15 protein-coding genes are annotated in these 17,267 nt (G+C 33.7%); 5 read left to right on the top strand and 10 right to left on the bottom strand.

Going from position 1 to position 17,267, the window contains the following annotated elements; genetic code table 11:
* The first annotated feature begins 37 nt into the window (after positions 1–37).
* The 3 genes from ACMAWV_RS02750 to ACMAWV_RS02740 all read left to right on the top strand — a co-directional run bounded on the left by ACMAWV_RS02750 (position 38) and on the right by ACMAWV_RS02740 (position 4,044).
* A complete protein-coding gene (locus ACMAWV_RS02750; RefSeq protein WP_412469980.1) occupies positions 38–2,317 on the top strand; it encodes a hypothetical protein in 2,280 nt (759 codons plus the stop codon).
* 630 nt (positions 2,318–2,947) lie between these two features.
* The gene (locus ACMAWV_RS02745) at positions 2,948–3,493 is read left to right on the top strand and encodes a hypothetical protein (RefSeq protein ID WP_412469981.1); all 546 of its coding nucleotides are present in this window, start codon (positions 2,948–2,950) and stop codon (positions 3,491–3,493) included.
* On the top strand, positions 3,490–4,044 hold the full coding sequence (locus ACMAWV_RS02740) for a hypothetical protein (RefSeq protein ID WP_412469982.1): 555 nt from the start codon (positions 3,490–3,492) through the stop codon (positions 4,042–4,044). Before ACMAWV_RS02745 ends, ACMAWV_RS02740 begins: the two co-directional genes overlap by 4 nt.
* Positions 4,045–4,352: 308 nt before the next feature.
* Here the strand turns inward: ACMAWV_RS02740 and ACMAWV_RS02735 are convergent, their stop codons facing one another.
* Both ACMAWV_RS02735 and ACMAWV_RS02730 read right to left on the bottom strand, forming a co-directional pair.
* The gene (locus tag ACMAWV_RS02735; protein ID WP_412469983.1) at positions 4,353–5,933 is read right to left on the bottom strand and encodes a hypothetical protein; all 1,581 of its coding nucleotides are present in this window, start codon (positions 5,931–5,933) and stop codon (positions 4,353–4,355) included.
* On the bottom strand, positions 5,926–6,672 hold the full coding sequence (locus tag ACMAWV_RS02730; protein WP_412469984.1) for a TIGR02147 family protein: 747 nt from the start codon (positions 6,670–6,672) through the stop codon (positions 5,926–5,928). Before ACMAWV_RS02730 ends, ACMAWV_RS02735 begins: the two co-directional genes overlap by 8 nt.
* A gap of 555 nt (positions 6,673–7,227) precedes the next feature.
* On the opposite strand from ACMAWV_RS02730, the gene ACMAWV_RS02725 reads away from it, so the two are divergent.
* Together ACMAWV_RS02725 and ACMAWV_RS02720 are read left to right on the top strand one after the other, a co-directional pair.
* Positions 7,228–7,788: a hypothetical protein gene (locus ACMAWV_RS02725; protein WP_412469985.1), complete on the top strand. Its 561-nt coding sequence runs from the start codon at positions 7,228–7,230 to the stop codon at positions 7,786–7,788.
* Between the two features lie 19 nt (positions 7,789–7,807).
* A complete protein-coding gene (locus tag ACMAWV_RS02720) occupies positions 7,808–9,379 on the top strand; it encodes a flotillin family protein (RefSeq protein ID WP_412469986.1) in 1,572 nt (523 codons plus the stop codon).
* Between the two features lie 26 nt (positions 9,380–9,405).
* Here the strand turns inward: ACMAWV_RS02720 and ACMAWV_RS02715 are convergent, their stop codons facing one another.
* The 8 genes from ACMAWV_RS02715 to ACMAWV_RS02680 form a co-directional block, all read right to left on the bottom strand.
* The gene (locus ACMAWV_RS02715; RefSeq protein WP_412469987.1) at positions 9,406–10,182 is read right to left on the bottom strand and encodes an MBL fold metallo-hydrolase; all 777 of its coding nucleotides are present in this window, start codon (positions 10,180–10,182) and stop codon (positions 9,406–9,408) included.
* A 4-nt stretch (positions 10,183–10,186) separates the two neighbouring features.
* On the bottom strand, positions 10,187–11,119 hold the full coding sequence (locus tag ACMAWV_RS02710; protein ID WP_412469988.1) for a hypothetical protein: 933 nt from the start codon (positions 11,117–11,119) through the stop codon (positions 10,187–10,189).
* A gap of 160 nt (positions 11,120–11,279) precedes the next feature.
* The gene (locus tag ACMAWV_RS02705; protein ID WP_412475792.1) at positions 11,280–12,896 is read right to left on the bottom strand and encodes a methyl-accepting chemotaxis protein; all 1,617 of its coding nucleotides are present in this window, start codon (positions 12,894–12,896) and stop codon (positions 11,280–11,282) included.
* Positions 12,897–13,119: 223 nt separating this feature from the next.
* Positions 13,120–14,079: an FAD:protein FMN transferase gene (locus ACMAWV_RS02700; protein WP_412469990.1), complete on the bottom strand. Its 960-nt coding sequence runs from the start codon at positions 14,077–14,079 to the stop codon at positions 13,120–13,122.
* Entirely contained in the window at positions 14,076–14,480 is a 405-nt protein-coding gene (locus ACMAWV_RS02695) for a TlpA family protein disulfide reductase (protein ID WP_412469991.1), read from the bottom strand. Before ACMAWV_RS02695 ends, ACMAWV_RS02700 begins: the two co-directional genes overlap by 4 nt.
* 49 nt (positions 14,481–14,529) lie before the next feature.
* Positions 14,530–15,693, bottom strand: coding sequence for a DUF3570 domain-containing protein (locus tag ACMAWV_RS02690; RefSeq protein WP_412469992.1), 1,164 nt, complete (start codon positions 15,691–15,693; stop codon positions 14,530–14,532).
* Positions 15,680–15,847 carry a DUF4266 domain-containing protein gene (locus tag ACMAWV_RS02685; protein ID WP_392990630.1) on the bottom strand — a complete coding sequence of 56 codons (168 nt, stop codon included), beginning with the start codon at positions 15,845–15,847 and terminating at the stop codon, positions 15,680–15,682. Before ACMAWV_RS02685 ends, ACMAWV_RS02690 begins: the two co-directional genes overlap by 14 nt.
* 68 nt (positions 15,848–15,915) lie before the next feature.
* On the bottom strand, positions 15,916–17,265 hold the full coding sequence (locus ACMAWV_RS02680) for a hypothetical protein (protein WP_412469993.1): 1,350 nt from the start codon (positions 17,263–17,265) through the stop codon (positions 15,916–15,918).
* Positions 17,266–17,267 lie beyond the last annotated feature (2 nt).

The following is a 17,267-nucleotide window of genomic DNA, read 5'->3' as shown; positions in this document are numbered from 1 at the left end:
GAACAAACAAAAACGGGCTTTAAAAAAACGAAAAAAAGTGCAATCTAAAAAGCACCGAAATAAACCTGACCTTATTAGCAAGTCTATCAACACAAAGAAAACATTTTATAAAATGGATAATCCATTTGAAGGACTATCACTTGAGGAACGGAAACACGCACTAAACTCTATAGGAGAAAGGTCTAAAGAGAACTTTGAAAACAGCATAACTGAGCTAGATAAAATCTTTACTGAGAATGATCCACTTCAACTTTTGGCGATGCTCTCTTATTATGAGCTAACTACTAGTGTGAGTGATTCAGGGATAAAATATACAGATTTTGAAGCTGCGGGAATAAATCAATTTCATCCAGAATTTTGTCAGGCATATATACTAAGAGATAATAAATATAATCATTCAAAACTTGTAAAGCATGATACTTATTCAAAAATGAGGGAAACCCTAACAATCTTATCTTTTTCATTGCATTTTCAAGGATACTCTGCTGAAAAGCTGGAATTGACTGAAGCTGAACATGCTATTGAAGGACTTCGCAGGAAGGTCTTAGGTCATACTCAGATAGTTCGTAATTGGGGTTACATAAATCAGGTGAAAGAAATTACTAAATCACTTTTTTCTGAACTTGATGAATTATATTACTCTTCTCTTGGCTTCACTGCATCTCAAGTAATTCAATTCTTTGAGGCTTTACTTGAGATGACAGAAACAAAGTTAAATGCTAGGCTTCAAAGCCTTTCAATTTTGGCAATGTATAAGAATAAAGCGGAGTTAGTAAAATCTTACCATGTAACAATTTTAGGCCAAGATGAAGAAAAAGCAGAAGATTTTATCAATAGCGAAATGTTCAAACAATCCTCTTTAAAGCAAATACGGGCAATGCTACTATCTCACCAAGACCTATTTCTAAAAGATATTTACGCATTTGATACTTCTTCGATTGCTGAGTTCCTTGAGTGGAATGTATCGACTATTGAAAATCTTGTAGAAGTATTTTCTTTTTCTTTCGGCGATCTCAATAACTCTCGTATCGATTATATCATTAATGATAATCCGATTTGGGGAAAACCACTTATAAAGTCAGATAACAATATATTTTACTGCTTTACACCACAAGTATTTTTTAGTTTTGCACTAAGAACACTCACCGTGTTAGCTGAGCCATTCGCAAAAAAGCAAATTGAAAGAAGAAGAGCTACTTTCTTAGAAAATCGTATTGAAGAAATTGTAAAAGAAAAGTTTCCTGAGAATAAAACATTTAAAAGTATCAAATGGAAATATGATAATAGAGAATACGAAACTGATCTTATAACAAGTATTGATACCTGCCTACTTATTATTGAAGCAAAATCTGGACGAATTACACCTTCGGCATTAAGAGGGGCACCGGGCCGTTTGAAAACTCACTTAAAAGAAATTATCATTTCGCCAAACCAACAATCAATGAGATTAAAGAATAAAATTTTTGCAATCAAGAGAGGAGAAGAGGATTCTGAAGAACTAGAAAATCAATTAGATATTAATTTGAAGTCTATTTCAAAAGTTATTCGGCTCTCAGTTTCTTTGGAAGATTTTGCAATGATACAATCAAATGTAAAGCAGCACGAAAAAACAGGATGGCTCCCAAGTGACTTTTCTCCTTGTCCATCAATGAACATCGCTGATTTTGATACACTCTTTAAGTTATTTGATCACCCTCTAGGAATTATCCATTATTTATCAAGAAGAGAAGAAATAGAAGAATATGTAAAATTCCATGGCGATGAACTAGACCTAATGGGATATTATATAAAGACCCTCTTTGACTCTAGCTGCTTCCCTAACGACGAAAATTTCTTCCTTAATTTAGATGGTGAATCCAAAACTGTTGATCATTACTTCGACTCACTTGCTCACGGTATAAAACTTAAAAAGCCTGAACCAATACTTACTCCTTTTTGGAAATCACTTATAACTAAACTTGAGGAAAGAAACTTTGAAAATTGGACACAGATAGGCATCACTTTACTTCATGTTGCACCTGATGATCAAAAAAAAGTAATAAAGAAACTGGCTGATATCAAAAAAAATGTAAGAAAAAACTGGCATAAAGAAGGTCACATTAATATGCTTGTCTGGTGTCCACCTGATGTTCAAGATACATCGATGGTATTTCTTTTCTTTTGCAAAAACAATTGGCCAGAGAGAGATAAGTTGATTCAATCCGCTACCAATCATGGACTATCAGAAAAACATATTAAGAAATGTGTTGTATTTGCCATAAATATTGATGCTGAAGATAGACCTTATGATCTAGTAGGAATGTTTCTTAAAGAATAAAGCAATTAAAAAACTTATAGCTAAGTTAGTACAATCTAACTTGATTTATTTTAATAAATTTAGTCCTTGATTATGTCAGCGACCTTCGGTTCTTTTATATTTTTTCGATCCAAAATACAAAAATTTAATAATTAATTTACTTAGACTCTTATCGGTAAAATACATCTATTATAGAATAAAAGTTTTATCAAAACAAATTCGACAACTTATAAAAACAACATCTTTAAAAACTAAAGAAATCGCCCCGTAACATCACTTATAAAAAGAGTTTGAATTTATAATAACAAAAGAAAGAATATGATTATAAAACACTATGTATTTGGTAATTAAGTTTACCAAGACTAAGTCTTTACATATTATTTGAAAAGAGAAGTAATATGCCAAAACTCTCCTTTTTAAGAATTAAAAATAACCTTAAAATTTTGATAGTAAATAACTGCAATATTAGAAATAAAAGTGTCATTAAAATAGGACGTTATTAAATCAAACAAACGATATAAAAGAACTCACGTAAACCTTCCAGAAGCCATGCTCGAAAAAAGTCCAGCTTTTCAATTATTATAATGAAGGACAATATTAAAACTGAATAATAAATCTTAACATTTTCAATAAAATGACGATATTAGTATTATGAAAGAAATTTTTTACAATTTAACAGAAAAGCAAATTTCAATCATAATTTCATTATTTGCTTTATTATTATCTACGCTGAGTTACATTAACTCTAAAAAAAGAACTTTGATTACAGAAGAAGAATACAAAGAAAAATTACTCGGAATAAAAGCGACATTAGAACAATCATTCAAATGGAAAAAAGACGAAGACTTATTTGCTTCATTTCTAATTACAATCTCAAATTTAGCAAGTATCACCAAGTCAATTATAAATTACAGACTTAGTATAAAATATACGGGGCCAGATGATATTGTAAAAGAGCTACTTATTGATCAAAAAAATATCTCAATAAAATTAAACAATAACGCGAAAGTTAATTACATCGAAAGCCCAACAGAGCTTACTGCGAGAACAGCAGTAACAGGTTGGTTATCTTTTAAAATACCGCCTTTTTTGAATAATAATAAAAATAGAATTGAAGAATACAAAATTATTATAACAACTTTAGATGATAAGGAAATATATTTAGAATCATACATTTTAAATGAGAGAGACATATGAATAAACCAAGACAGTTTGGCAAATCAGAAGTTGTTATAGCAGAACGAGTTAGCAGCATTGCGTCTTCCACTACAGGAGATGGAAGAATGCTTCCGGTTATTTTTATAGATATAAGAGATAGAACTGACATACTAGATCTAATTAAAGTTCACGAAGATGGAAATCAAGGAGATGTGGTATCCTGCTGGGGAATAAGAAAAATTCTACCTAAACACATATTCCTAACACTTGAATTTAAAAATCCCATGCCTATTTTTTTTGCAATCCAATTTGATTTAAAAGATTTTAAGAATGCCGTAGACTTAATTATAAACGCTAAAGGAGCATATATATTACCAACATGTTACGCTAAAAATATCAAAGAAGGTGTTAGTGCACCAAAGATACTCATAGAGATTCCACCTGGTACAAAACCAAAGTACTGGGACAACTTATATTATAAGTTGATATATAAATCTTTTAAGAAAGATGGAATGAGTAAGAAAAAAGCGACAGAAGCAACTAACAACTATATAATCGAATTTAGAAAAATAAATAAAATAAGGGTATAACTTATACACTATATAAACATTAAGGTTATTTTAATAAGTCCAGAATAGTTATAGGTATAAATCTAGATCAATACAAATTCAATGAGTTATTTTAGATACATAGACGTCTAAAATAAACACAAAATTATGTTTCAGGTACTTTTTCATAACTCACATTCAACGAAAAGCACCTGGATACTTTCGGCTTTTTTTTATATGTGGAGAATGATTGGGTTTTGTAGCTACGGCAATGTCGTGGGTGGCCCTCACGATGAGGGTCCCCCGCGAGGCCACGATGGCCATAAAGCGGGGTCACCAACTCTACATACCTAGTAACAACCTTCAATAAAATTCTCATCCTCATTAAGACAAAATCTGTAATATGGTTTCCAATTGATTGTACGGCCATCCACCATCTTGAAGTTAAATGAACCAAAGTTTTCATGGATAGCTGACGCTATTTTACCGTTATCATGAAACTTAATTTCACCATCCAAAACAATTTCCTTCCCTTGTAGAACAGTTTCCATGCTATCAATGCGTCCACTTATTAAATTACCTAAATCATTGAACTCTATTTGCCCGGTAAACTCAAACGATCTGTCTGCTAAGCCTACATTTATAGCAGACTCCGTTATCACTAACTTTGCAATCTCATCCTCGTGAAAAATAACTTCGCTTAAGGTTTCAAATGAAATGCCATTAAACTCAAGTTCTCTAGCTTCTCCAAAATTTATTTTTTTAAAACCAAGGTTTGTCTTTAAGCTAAAGGAGTTAACGGGGTTCCATTTGTTTTGAAAAAATAAGAGCCCGCCGGCCCAGTCAGAAGAAGATGAGCAAGTGAAATCAATGACGTTCCCCATAGAGACTTCTAGCTTTATTTTTCTTTTTCCAGAACATATTAGATTCGTTGAGGATAAATTTAAATTTACTTCACCATCTGTATCAATATTTTTTAAGTTACCATTTTCATTAAATACAACTCTCGAAATGTCTCCATTTAGTATTACCAAATCAAGATCATTTAATTTAAACTTCAATGGGTTATTTACAGAAAAGTCTCCCACTTCCTTTATCTGCGAATTCTTATAAAATGAGATCGACTGTGCAGGAAAGTCTATCTCATTACTCTCAATCTTTATTTTTTGATTTTCTTTGTAAGACTCTGCATACCCACTTTTTAACTTGGAATCATTATAAAATGTTAAACCATTTTCTATTCTAGTACCGTTCCTCCAAGAAAAGAGCGAGAAAGTTACTCCATGTGCATCGAAATGACGAAAGTCAATTGACTTAATTAGTTCAACGTAGTCTCTCAGTGATTGGGATGAGAAACTATTCGTACTCAAACGAGCGTTATAATACCTTGCAGAAATAGAGTTCGTGTGGCCAGAAATGTTTACAGCTTCTCGAAGAATTAATTCATGCAAAATAGCTGAAGCCTTAGAGGTATTATCCATTAAGTCCCATAATTTTTTATCTATGGTATACCTTTTTTGACCTGGAAACCTTGGAGTCCTCTGAACAATAACTTGCTCCAAAGAACAAGAGGGAGGTATTCGGCCATCAATAGTATCTGGAACATCAATTAAGTTATCTGAAGTAAATTCGGTTTCAGAAAAAAATAAATCAAACCAATTTTGATACAACTTTTTTCGGCTCGGATTTATATCTTCAAGTCGATTTAATGCTAGCTCAACTTTATTTTCAACACTTAATGTCTCGGCTCCAAGATCAATATTTAATCCATAAACAGCTTTAGCCTCATATAGGTCATAGAATTGCACATAGGTCTTTCCATCTGTCTTAGTGCACAGTATTCCATCTCCACCATTTCCTGTTTCATGCCCTGCATACACTGCTCTTGATGTGATAATAGACAAAAATAATAATAAAATCTTTCTATTCATTTTCGATCTCCTTACGCTTCCTACTTAAAGGGAATAATTGAACTGACAATTTATAAACTTCTTTTTTACTTCCAGTTTCGAGTTTCTTAGACAATCGCTTTCTAAACGACTTAATCATCTTTTTTGCTTCATCGATTTTAGAGGGGTCGATGGCCATTGTAACAGTTGAAAAATCCCTCTCTTCAATTGGATCATTGAGAACGGAATTCATAGCGAGTTCTAGAGTTTGAACTGTATGATTCTTTAATGAAACATTTAAGATATCTGTAGGTGTTTTATATTGGATGCCTGATGCTTCAAAGCTTCCATCTTTGTTTTCCACTAACATTTCAAGTTTTATAAGCCTATCTAGAGCGAACTTTGCTTCTCTCCGTGAAATATTTAATCTTTTGGATATCCATTCAGGCTGTGCTTTGAAATTTGGAATTTCAGCCAAAGATAGAATCGCAAAGTAATACCAATCAGAAATGGCCTTAAAATAGTCCAATGATAAATTAGATTCTTCTTTAGCTTTCGAACCTGATAATATTTTCTCAGACTCGATAGGATTAACTCCAAGACCAGACAAAATGTTTTGTCCCATCTTTTTTGTAATGGCTCTTTTTCCATTCAATATCTCAGATAAAGCTGAAACTTGAATGCCTAACCTATTAGCATAAGCCCTCAGCGAATAAGATGGATTCTTTGCCCTTGCATTAGCAAATTCATTTGAAAGTCTTTCTATTATCTCGTTTTGCATAAGAAGATTTTTGCAGATAAAAACTAGAACAACAACAGATTTTAGAACAAAGTGTTCTGTTTCATTTTTAGAACACAGAAGTATTGTTCAATCATTTTCCATTACACATTATTCCTTGCCACAGCCGGATGTGACGCTATGCTCGGGAAGGTTTTGGCCGTAAAGCAGGGTCACCAACTCTACACTAATACGCACAAAATTCTTGGTAAAATACTTGCTATCTTCAATTTTGATATCTTAATTTTTAAATAGGCACTTTATAAGTAAAAACAAATAAGAGAAATTATTTCTAATATACTTGCTCTCTATTTTTTTTAAAAAAATTTAATCAAAGAAAGTGATAAAAAACAAAAATGATCACTTTTAGTGCTCCAAAACAACTGAAACCTCCACAATATAAAATCGAACACTTACAAAACAAACCTATATTTAAAATAAAGAACAAAAATCACCAATCCCCTCTCCCAGAGCCACTCTAGACATTTTTACCCCCTAACTACTAATTCTTTTTTCCATATACTTAAAAATGAACAATATTTAATTTTTGGAGATTGGATGAAAGAGATATTTTCTCAAAACCCAGTTTATGCAGTCATGGCATTTGCGGGAACACTGCTATTTGTTTTAAAAATGCTTCTTCTTTTTGTAACGGGTGATGGAGACACGGACTTCGATGGTGACGTTGACATTGAACATACAGATGGTGGCGAAGCTTTCACTCTTGTTTCGACTCAATCAATACTTGCTTTCTTTATGGGCGCTGGGTGGATTGGACTTGCAGCAAAACAAGAATGGGAAATGTCAGATATGTATGGAGTAATTGTGGCCGGTGTTTTTGGTTTTGTGATGATGCTTTTCAGTTCTTTTATAACTTTTCAAATTAAAAAATTTAATAATATTCCAAAAGTAAATATCAAAGAAGCAATTGGAAGAACAGGACGTGCATATACAAATATACCTGCAAAAGGTGAAGGTATTGGCCAAGTTGAAATAACAATTGGAAATAAACAACAGATTCTACAAGCAAGTAGCAAGGGTGAAGCGATTAATGCATTTGAGAGCATCAAAGTTCACTATGTTGATGACTCAGGAAACTTAATCGTTAAGAAAGCATAATATTTAAGGGAGATTATTCATGCTATTTAGTACTTTTGGAATTATGGGGATAATTGTTGTTCCTGTTTTAATCCTTCTTTTTGCGGCAATCTTTTTATCAAAACAATATAAAAGATGTCCCTCAAACCAAATCTTAGTTATCTACGGTAGTGTTGGAACAGGACAATCGGCGAAGTGTATTCACGGTGGAGGATCCTTTGTTATTCCTCTTCTACAAGATTATACATATCTGTCACTTGAGCCGCTTACAATTGAAATCGATTTAAGAAGTGCACTTTCTAAAAAGAATATTAGAGTAAATGTTCCGTCAACATTTACAGTTGGAATTTCAACGACTTCAAACATCATGACGAATGCAGCAGAACGTCTTCTAGGTCTTTCGACGGGTGAGATATCAAATCAGGCCCAAGATATTATTCTAGGGCAAATGCGTCTTGTTATTGCAACTCTTGCTATTGAAGAGATCAACCAAGATAGAGAGAAATTCTTAGATCTTGTTAATAAGAACGTAAACCTTGAGCTTAATAAAATTGGTCTTGATGTAATTAACGTTAATATTAGAGATATTACAGATGAATCTGGATATATTGAAGCCATTGGTAAGAAAGCTGCCGCAGAAGCAATTAATAAAGCGAAAGTAGAAGTTGCTGAGCAAGATAAAGATGGTGCTATTGGTGAAGCAAACGCTAACAAAGAAAAAGAAGTTCAAGTCGCCAATCAAGTTGCAGAATCAGAAGCAGGACAAAAAGAAGCTGAGAGAAATAAGAGAATTCGTATCGCAAAATATGAAGCAGAAGGTGTTACTGGAGAAGCAGCAGCACTAAGAGAGCAGGAAGTTGCACAAGCAAAGCAAAGAGCGATTACGGAGCAAGGAAAAAAAGAAGCTTTAAAAGAGCAAAGAGTTTTCGTTGCAATCCAAGAAGCAGAGTCTGTTAAGGGTGAGAATGAGTCAAAAGCAAATATTGCAGAATACGATGCAACCCTAAAAGAAAAGCAAGCCGATGCGGCAAAGCGTGGTGAAGTTGCTCTCGCTCAAGCACAAAAAGCTGTTCTAGAAGCACAAAAACTAGAAGAGATTGCAAGACTTGAAAAAACAGAGCTTGCACAAGAAGAGATTAATAAGAGAAAAGTAGAAATTACAGCAGAAGCAGAAGCCGAAAGACAAAGAAGAATTGCAAAAGGTGAAGCCGATGCAATTTTAGCGAAATATGAAGCTGAGGCACAAGGTATTCAAAAAGTTCTTGAGGCCAAGGCACAAGGTTATCACAAACTAGTTGAAATTGTTGGTGATGATAAGAGGCTTGTTCCTACCCTACTTATGGTAGAACAACTTCCAGAAATCATCGCACAACAAGTTAAGGCCGTGCAAGATCTTAAAATTGATAAAGTTACTGTATGGGACAGTGGCGGAAATAGTCACAATGGAAAGAGTGCTACGTCAAACTTTCTAAGTGGGCTAATCAATTCACTTCCAGCAGTACACGATCTAGCCAAGCAAGCAGGTGTTGAGCTACCAGAATTTCTTGGTCAGCTAACACCAACAGAAAACAAAGCCATTGAGAGTGTCCCTCCAACAAGTCACAATCAATAAAATAATGGCCTTCTTAGTAGTAATTACTAAGAGGGCCTTGTTATTTTTTTAATAGCAGTTCTTGCTAACATTAATAAAATAGAAGGAAGAGTTGTAATATGTCTTCGTGGCCTTTGTGGCGTCGAATCGATTAATCTCTGAATACGCTCTTTAGGAATTGTAACACGTCCATAATGTGCAATTAAAAAATCTGAAATTTCTAAATCAATATAGCGCTTAAGTGATTTTTTATATTCTGAAGGATTAAAGAGTGGGTATGGCCTTGCTGTAAATTTTGGTGAACCTATGAAGTTATCTGCAACATAAGCAAGCTTTGTATCACTGTGATAAATAGTTAAATCAATATCGGTATGCCCAGAAGTCTCAAGAATCTCCCACGATTCAAACCCAGGAACTCTCATACCTTCGCTCAAGACAAGGTCAAGATCAGTTTGCCTTGGAAAGAGAACATTTTTAAACCCTCTCTTTTTGTTAACTGCAACCATATAAGTAAGAAATATATCGACACAGTAAGTGAAGAGTCCAGTTATACCGCTATACCAATCATTTAATCCTTGAGGTCCAGCAACAGTAACACCAAGTTTTTTAAAGTAACTAAGTCCGCCAACATGATCCGGATGAGCATGTGTTGAGATCACGAGTTTAAGATCCTTAAGAGTTTTTCCAAGTTGGTTTTCGATATAGTCATTAATAATGGCCACATCAGGACGACAACAACCATCTAATAGCAGAAGAGAGCCGTTCTCTTCCACTATATAGATCGTTTGAATATAACCTTTAAGTTGATGTAATTTATAATTCATAGAATTATATTATACTCACAAAATTCTCATAGCGCACAGGTTTGCGTCCATTAGACAATGCAGTTTTAAAAGAACTTAAATTGGAGTAATCAATTGTTCCCCAAACATAATCAGCATCATTTGTATTTTCTACAACAAATTTTCTCTGAATTGCTTTAGCAAGTCCCTTCCCCTTCCACTTTTTATCAATGAATATTTCATGGAAATAAATACCATCATGACCTAAAAATGCAGAGCGTTCAGCAGAGATTAAGCCAATTTGTTCATCACCTAAGAAAACTAATTGTAGGAGCCCTTGCTTCATAGACTCCTCCATCGACTCATGAGTGTTTACACACACTTTCTTAGAAAGCTCTGGTACTTCACGATTAAATTCTTCATAACCACTTTTATACCACTCGTAATAAGAGTCATCTTTAATAACCTTAAAACTCAAATCTTGCTCTAAAGGCCAAGGCTTAAGTGACTTCATTCCACTAGTAGTCGTTACTAAATGAGTTGCAGAAATCATGTCGACATCTTTCAATTCACCCGATGAATGAAAACAGATATAAAGTGGTTTAAATTTAATAAACTCATGTTTAACATTCTCGTATAAACTGAGTGCTTCATTTGTCGTTAAATTGAAATTAGCAAGAAATTGGATAAATGGAATATCAACATTACCACCCATATGACGAATTCCATAGATTAGCTTTCTATCATCATCGAACTGAATCACCCTTTCTCTATATTCCTCTGCAAAAACTCCATCAATTGAAAAATAAGAATGCCGTTCTTGCATTACTTCATAAGAATTTAGCTCTTCAAATTCTTCTTTGATTTCAGCGCTAATATTACCAAGTGCTAAACCAATATCAATTTTAAATTCACTTAGATTAAAAGTATCTAATTGCGCCTGTGCAAAAGAATGCACATCATTTTTATTTAAATTCATTTATTTACCCTTTGTATAATTTGATCATTAAAAGGGCATATTTGAAATCTATTTTTAACTGACTCGCAGAGACAAAACGGTGAGAAATTAATGTCAAGATAGATATATCTCTAAAATACACTTAAGCTTAAATCATAAGCTTAAGTGCATTTGGGGTTATTTAAGCGGCCATCTTGTTAGGAGATGACTCCGAGGAATTTTCTTCACCAAGAATAAGTTTTTGGATATTTACGATTGATCCATTTACAGATCCGACCTGTTGTTGCAATTGTTGTGCAATTCCAGACGTTTCTCTAGCAATACCTGTATTCGACTTAGAAAGTACATCAACTCTAGAAATTGAACTTTGTAGTTGAGAAATACCACTAGACTGTTCTTGAGTCGCTGATGAGATTTCAGCGATAGAAGATGAAACACCTGCAACACTTGTAACAATATTTTCAAGAATATCTTCACACTCTTTTGCGATATTTGTACCACTTGTTACATTGCTTCTTGCTGATTCAACGACACTTGTAATCCTTTCCTGTGATTCACTTACAATATGATTTACTTGATCAACACTTGAAGAGAGCATATCAGTGATCTCAACTGCAGCTACACCACTCATCTGTGCAAGTTTCCCAACTTCCTCAGCGACAACTGCAAATCCTTTACCGGCTTCTCCTGCTCTTGCCGCTTCTACTGAAGCATTAAAAGATAGAAGTTTAGTTTGAAAAACAATGTCATTAATAATTTGAGTCTTTTCATCAATGCTGTTTATTAGTGTAGCAATCTCTTTCATTTTATCATTGTTGATATCGAGTTCTTTAACAATAGTATCAATACTTCCATTAATTGAGTCCATTGAGATATTCATATCTCCTACAATGTCCTTCCCCTTAGAAGCTTTATCTAAACTCTCTGTCGCTAGCTCATTTGATCTCTTTGCATTTTCTGCTGTCATTCTAACCATTGAGCTTATCTCTTCTAGAGAAGCACTAGATTCATGTAATGAAGAGTCTTGATTTTCACTTGAAGCTGAAAGTTTTTGAGATGAAGATGAGATATTATCTGCACTGGCAGTAAGAAAGTTAGAGCTCTTTGATAGTATGTCTAAAGTATTTCTAATTGATGTTGAGATCTTATTAGCAAAGATAATTCCGATTACAAGACAACTTGAAATACCTGATATTGTTAAGATGATTAGTAATTTATTAATAAATGCGATTGTTTTAGAAGTCTCTTCAGATAATTTAGCGGCTTTAGTAATTTCATCTCGAATACTCTGATTATATTGATCTAGTGCATATTGAAAGTCTGCTGCTGCTTTCGGGCAATGAACTAAAAATATATCTAATAGTTTTGCACGAGACTGAACATCATATACTTTTGCTAGATTGATTGCTTCAACACCAACTTTCTTAAAGCTGGCCCATTGTGCACCTAACTTATTATATAACTCAAGTTCTTCTTTTGTTTTAATCATAGTTTTAAGTTCAGATGCAGCTTCCTCATATTGGCCAACTACTTTTAGAGCTCCTTCAATGGCCGCAAAACGATCCTCTTTACTCAAATTATCTAAACCAAGAGTTCTAACTTGAATTCTCGTTTTTTGATAATTTACATCCATCCTATTTAATAATGTTGTTCTAGGAATAACACTTTGATTAACTTCATCTGAAACTTCAATAAACTTTTTGAAGCCAAATAAAGCAACACCACCAATAATCAAACTTACTGATGACATGAAAAAACACAATAGTAATAATTTCTTTTTAAAACTTGCTCTGAACATTTTTTTTACTCTCCGATGAATGCTTAACGCCCCACTCTTTACTCTAGATTCCATACACAGTATTTACGAAGATAATTTATTGAATTCTCTAAATACTTAAGAACACTTCGTCACCTCCTGTATTTTTATTTAGATAATAAATAAAAAAACTTTCGATCACGCCAAGTAAACAAGGCATATTGATCAAGTAAATTGAAAATTCAGCTACTTGGGATTTATTGATTTATAGTCCAAAAGAAGAAAGTGCTCTAACCGAAAGATGAGTTTTGCCGTTTCTATCAATCACAAAACCAATAAGTTTCTTATTATCTAAATATCTAATTGCTTCAATGACATCTAAATTCATTAGAATAGTGGCCGTAGTATCGGCTTCAACTGTATGTTCTGCAATAACAGTACAAGCTATTATTTCATCATTACTAAAACCACTTCTTGGATTCACAATATGATGATCACTCATCCCCTCACTGTAAGGATTGAAGTGAATATAACCGCCAGAAGAAGCAATACTTCCTGTCGAAACTTGTAATACTCCGATGGACTTTGATGAATCTGCTGAAAAAGGATTTTTAATACCGATACGCCAGGCTCTTGGTGCGCTTGGTAGCGAGTGTACACGAATATCACCTGAACCATTTATATAGAAGTTTGAAATACCTTCTTTTAATAATAGCTCATAAACCATATCAATCGCATAACCTTTACCAATACCACCAAGTCCAATTCGCATTTGTTTGAAAGGAAGAAAAATGCATTTAGAAAAATAATTCATCTGAATATTGCGATAATCAATAAAAGCTTTCATCTGTGTTCGCTCAAGTAGACTTAGTGTTCTACCATTCTCTTTAGCTTCACGCCATAAATGGCCGATTGTTGCAAATGAAATATCAAATACACCATTAGATTCTCTTGATATCCTATTTGCGATCTTAATAATATTCCAAATCTCATCATCAACCTTAACTGGTCTAATTCCTGCATACTTATTTATTTCATTAAATGGACTCTCTTCAAAGTCTGAAAATTTCGACTGAATACGAAGGACTTCCTTTTCTGCTTTATGAAAAATTTTTAATACATCCTCACGAGATAGAAAGCTTTGTGGAAAGCAAAGAAGTTGAAATTCTCCGCCCATGGCAGAAAACCTATATTCACAAGTTAGTTGATTTTCGTTATGAATCAAAACGATATTTCCTTTGGTGGCCGATCTGAGCTGTATAAAATATTTCGATTTTTATCGATAATAATAGAGCGTGGCAGCTCAGTTACTCCTAGTTGTTTTGAAACTCTTCGGTCACTATCTTCAAGGATAAGGTAAGAGAATTTATTCTTTGTTAAAAATCTTTTTATCTTTTTTCTTTTCTCTCCAGCATTGATTGCAATGAAAAGTATTTTTTTATCTACATATTTAGACTTTAGACCTTCTAGCTCATCGATTTCCTGGATACATGCGCTACACCAAGATGCCCAAAAGTTTAAATAAACTCTTTCATAGTTTTTAGAATAATGAGCTAGATTAAATTCTTCTTTTGTGTCGTAAATAGGAAGTGTAAAATTATCAATTTTGTTCGCAAAAATATTCATTTTTATGAAAAAACATATAATTAAAAGTATGGACTTCATCATTGCCTCCCTAGAATAGAAATCCAATAGAGGATTGAATATATGCATATATTAGGTCATTTGAGCGTTTGGCAAATGTGACCCCATTATTCCAGATAATATCTTCAAATTCAGTACCATAAATATATTTAGAATCGTAATTACTAGAGAGAAAAGCACTTAGCTCATAGGATGAAAAGTCCGCGAGATCGGAGTCACTTGTCATAAAATCCTTAGCAGTCACAAATGAGTCTTGGTAGTACTTAACACTTGTTTGATTATGATAACGAAGCGCAAGCTCGATAAAATCTTCATCATCATTAATTTCTTTAAGCAAAGCAAGTCTTAAAGTGTGTGCCCTCAAATCCCATTGATCAAAGTAATAACGATATGAGATATTTGTAGCGACTTCATCACTATAACCATGAACCCATTTAGAAGAGATTGCGTAGCGACTTCGAGTTTCAGGTAATTTCTCTACTTGCCTTATACCACCAACAGAGACTGAACTGGCAGTTGACTCTAAATACTTACTGGCATGTACAAATGTAAAGTCCATTTGCATAATGTCTTGTCTTGTTAATATTTGCGACGCTGTCAAACTCGCTGCAAAGATATCACGTGGCAGGAAATCTGAGATTTTGGCCGTAGGAGGAGAGCTTAAGTCCTCAAATAACATTACCTCATCATTATAGTATTGAAGATTTAACCCTAATGTAAAATTGTCCTTGGCCATTGACCTCTGAACGCCTAAACTTGCATTAAAGGATCGATAGTCGTACTCAGAAGAGAATCCAATTGATGCACTTGTTTCCCAATCACTAACTTCTTTGCGCACACCAATATTACCTGAGAATCGAGATTGCTCTTTACGACCTGCTCCACTGGCGCCTGTCGCTCCATCAAGCTTTGTATCAGAAGCAGCAGTCCAAAAATCAAAAACAAAATGTGCATTAATAGCAGTACTTTCTGTTATTTGATGTTCTATAAAGATCATAGGCTCAATAACATTTGCTTCTTCCTTTCCGGAGTCATCATAAACTTGATTACCTTCATCACCATTTTGATGATAAATATTAAAAAGTAGTTTAAATTTGGTTTTTCCACTTTCCATCATTTCAGCAAATGTATTTTTTGTTGCAAGAAATAACAAGATACTTCCAAACAATACTTTGTTGAGATTAGTTACATCCACATCCACCCCCAACAGCATTTGTACCGCCAACAGCACCTTCTCTAAAAGCACGTACTTCATTTTGAAAAATACTTTCTTCAGGATGGGGATCTAGTTGCATAATTTGTTTTGATAATAGTCCACGATCAATTTGATCGACATTAGCGCAAGACATAAATATTAGTAAAAATATAAATATATAGATTTTCATGGGTATCCTTTTTCACACTCACATCACCTAAGCTATTTTGGAGTCAAAGGACAAAGTGCATCTAGCACTAACGAAGGTGACTTAGTAAAATCATCAAACCATTTACACTCTGACAGATCTCTATAATGATTTGAAAGAAATATTTGACCATTTAATTTTTTACTACAGAGTGAAACAGAGTTCTCCTCACCACTTTGTAAATTTGTTAATTTATCTTTTAAACTTTTTAAAGCTTCTTCTGTAAGAATTTGGTAGATAGTTGCAAGTGCAATTCCAGCTCCGTCAGAGTCGAGATGATTTACAAATAATTTCTTCTCATTACCACGAAGGGGCCAATCCCTTAGCATTTGATTGCGACAAACTTCGAAACGTTCTACGATACTTGCTTCATAAGCAATTGCATCACTCATTAGTCGTGCGACTTCCATATTTTGATAGAAGTTAAACCAATGTGCACGAGATGGCTCAACAGGTATGGGCTGCTTTGAACTACGTACAAGATAATTATAAAATGAAGTTTGAAATTGATCGTTATAACCCCAAGGAGTGTATTCCATTGCCATATAAAGACCAGCATCTGACGAAAGCATTGTAGATTTTATTTTTGATACGAGAATTCTAAATTCTTCAATATCTCGAAGGTTTTGAATTGGCACAGGAAGTGGATTAACCCCACGAAATTCTGCATAGAGAACAACTGCACGATTAGCTAATTCTCTATTCAATTGTGCTCTTAGCTTTGGCTCGGCCGCTGAATCAAATAAACGAATATAGGCTTCAAACAAATTTGTGAAGACTGTGTCATCACCATCTGCACTTCGATTGAATACAATTGTGAACCAAGCACCTGCATATTTATTAAAAGAATTCACATAGCCACTACTACATAACTCACTAAAGCCAAAAAAATCACCATTCACAATTAATTGATTATATCGTGTATTTATGTCGACATAATCAGTATCACGCTCCCGTGCATATGTAGTTTTATGTAGTGCGATTTGGAATGCATTCGTTATTTTTTGATCTTGTGCCTTAAGTATTTTATCAACATGACTACTATAAATATTATTATAATATTTACTGAAGAATGGATTAAATAGGTTTGTTCCAATCACTTTTTGATGAAAATCAAGTTGAATGTTAGATTGCTGTGTGCCTTTAAAGTTCTCGAGATTGAAACATGTATTTGATTGTTTAAATAGTTTTCTTGAAAAACCATCCAGTAACTTAAGATGACCATTAATTTGTGTCACGCGAGGATCATCAATGTAGATTGATGAGTGAAAGTTTTCTTCATTTATTGTATTTTGTAGAGGAAGGGCCATTGAACTGGCCCCGCCTAGGAAAATCACTAAAAATATTTCTAATATTCTTTTCATAT

It is taken from the genome of Halobacteriovorax sp. RT-1-1, assembly GCF_047085455.1.
Classification (GTDB): domain Bacteria; phylum Bdellovibrionota; class Bacteriovoracia; order Bacteriovoracales; family Bacteriovoracaceae; genus Halobacteriovorax_A.
The sequence above is the reverse complement of the archived record's forward strand: the minus strand, read 5'-3'. Positions and strand labels throughout refer to the sequence as shown.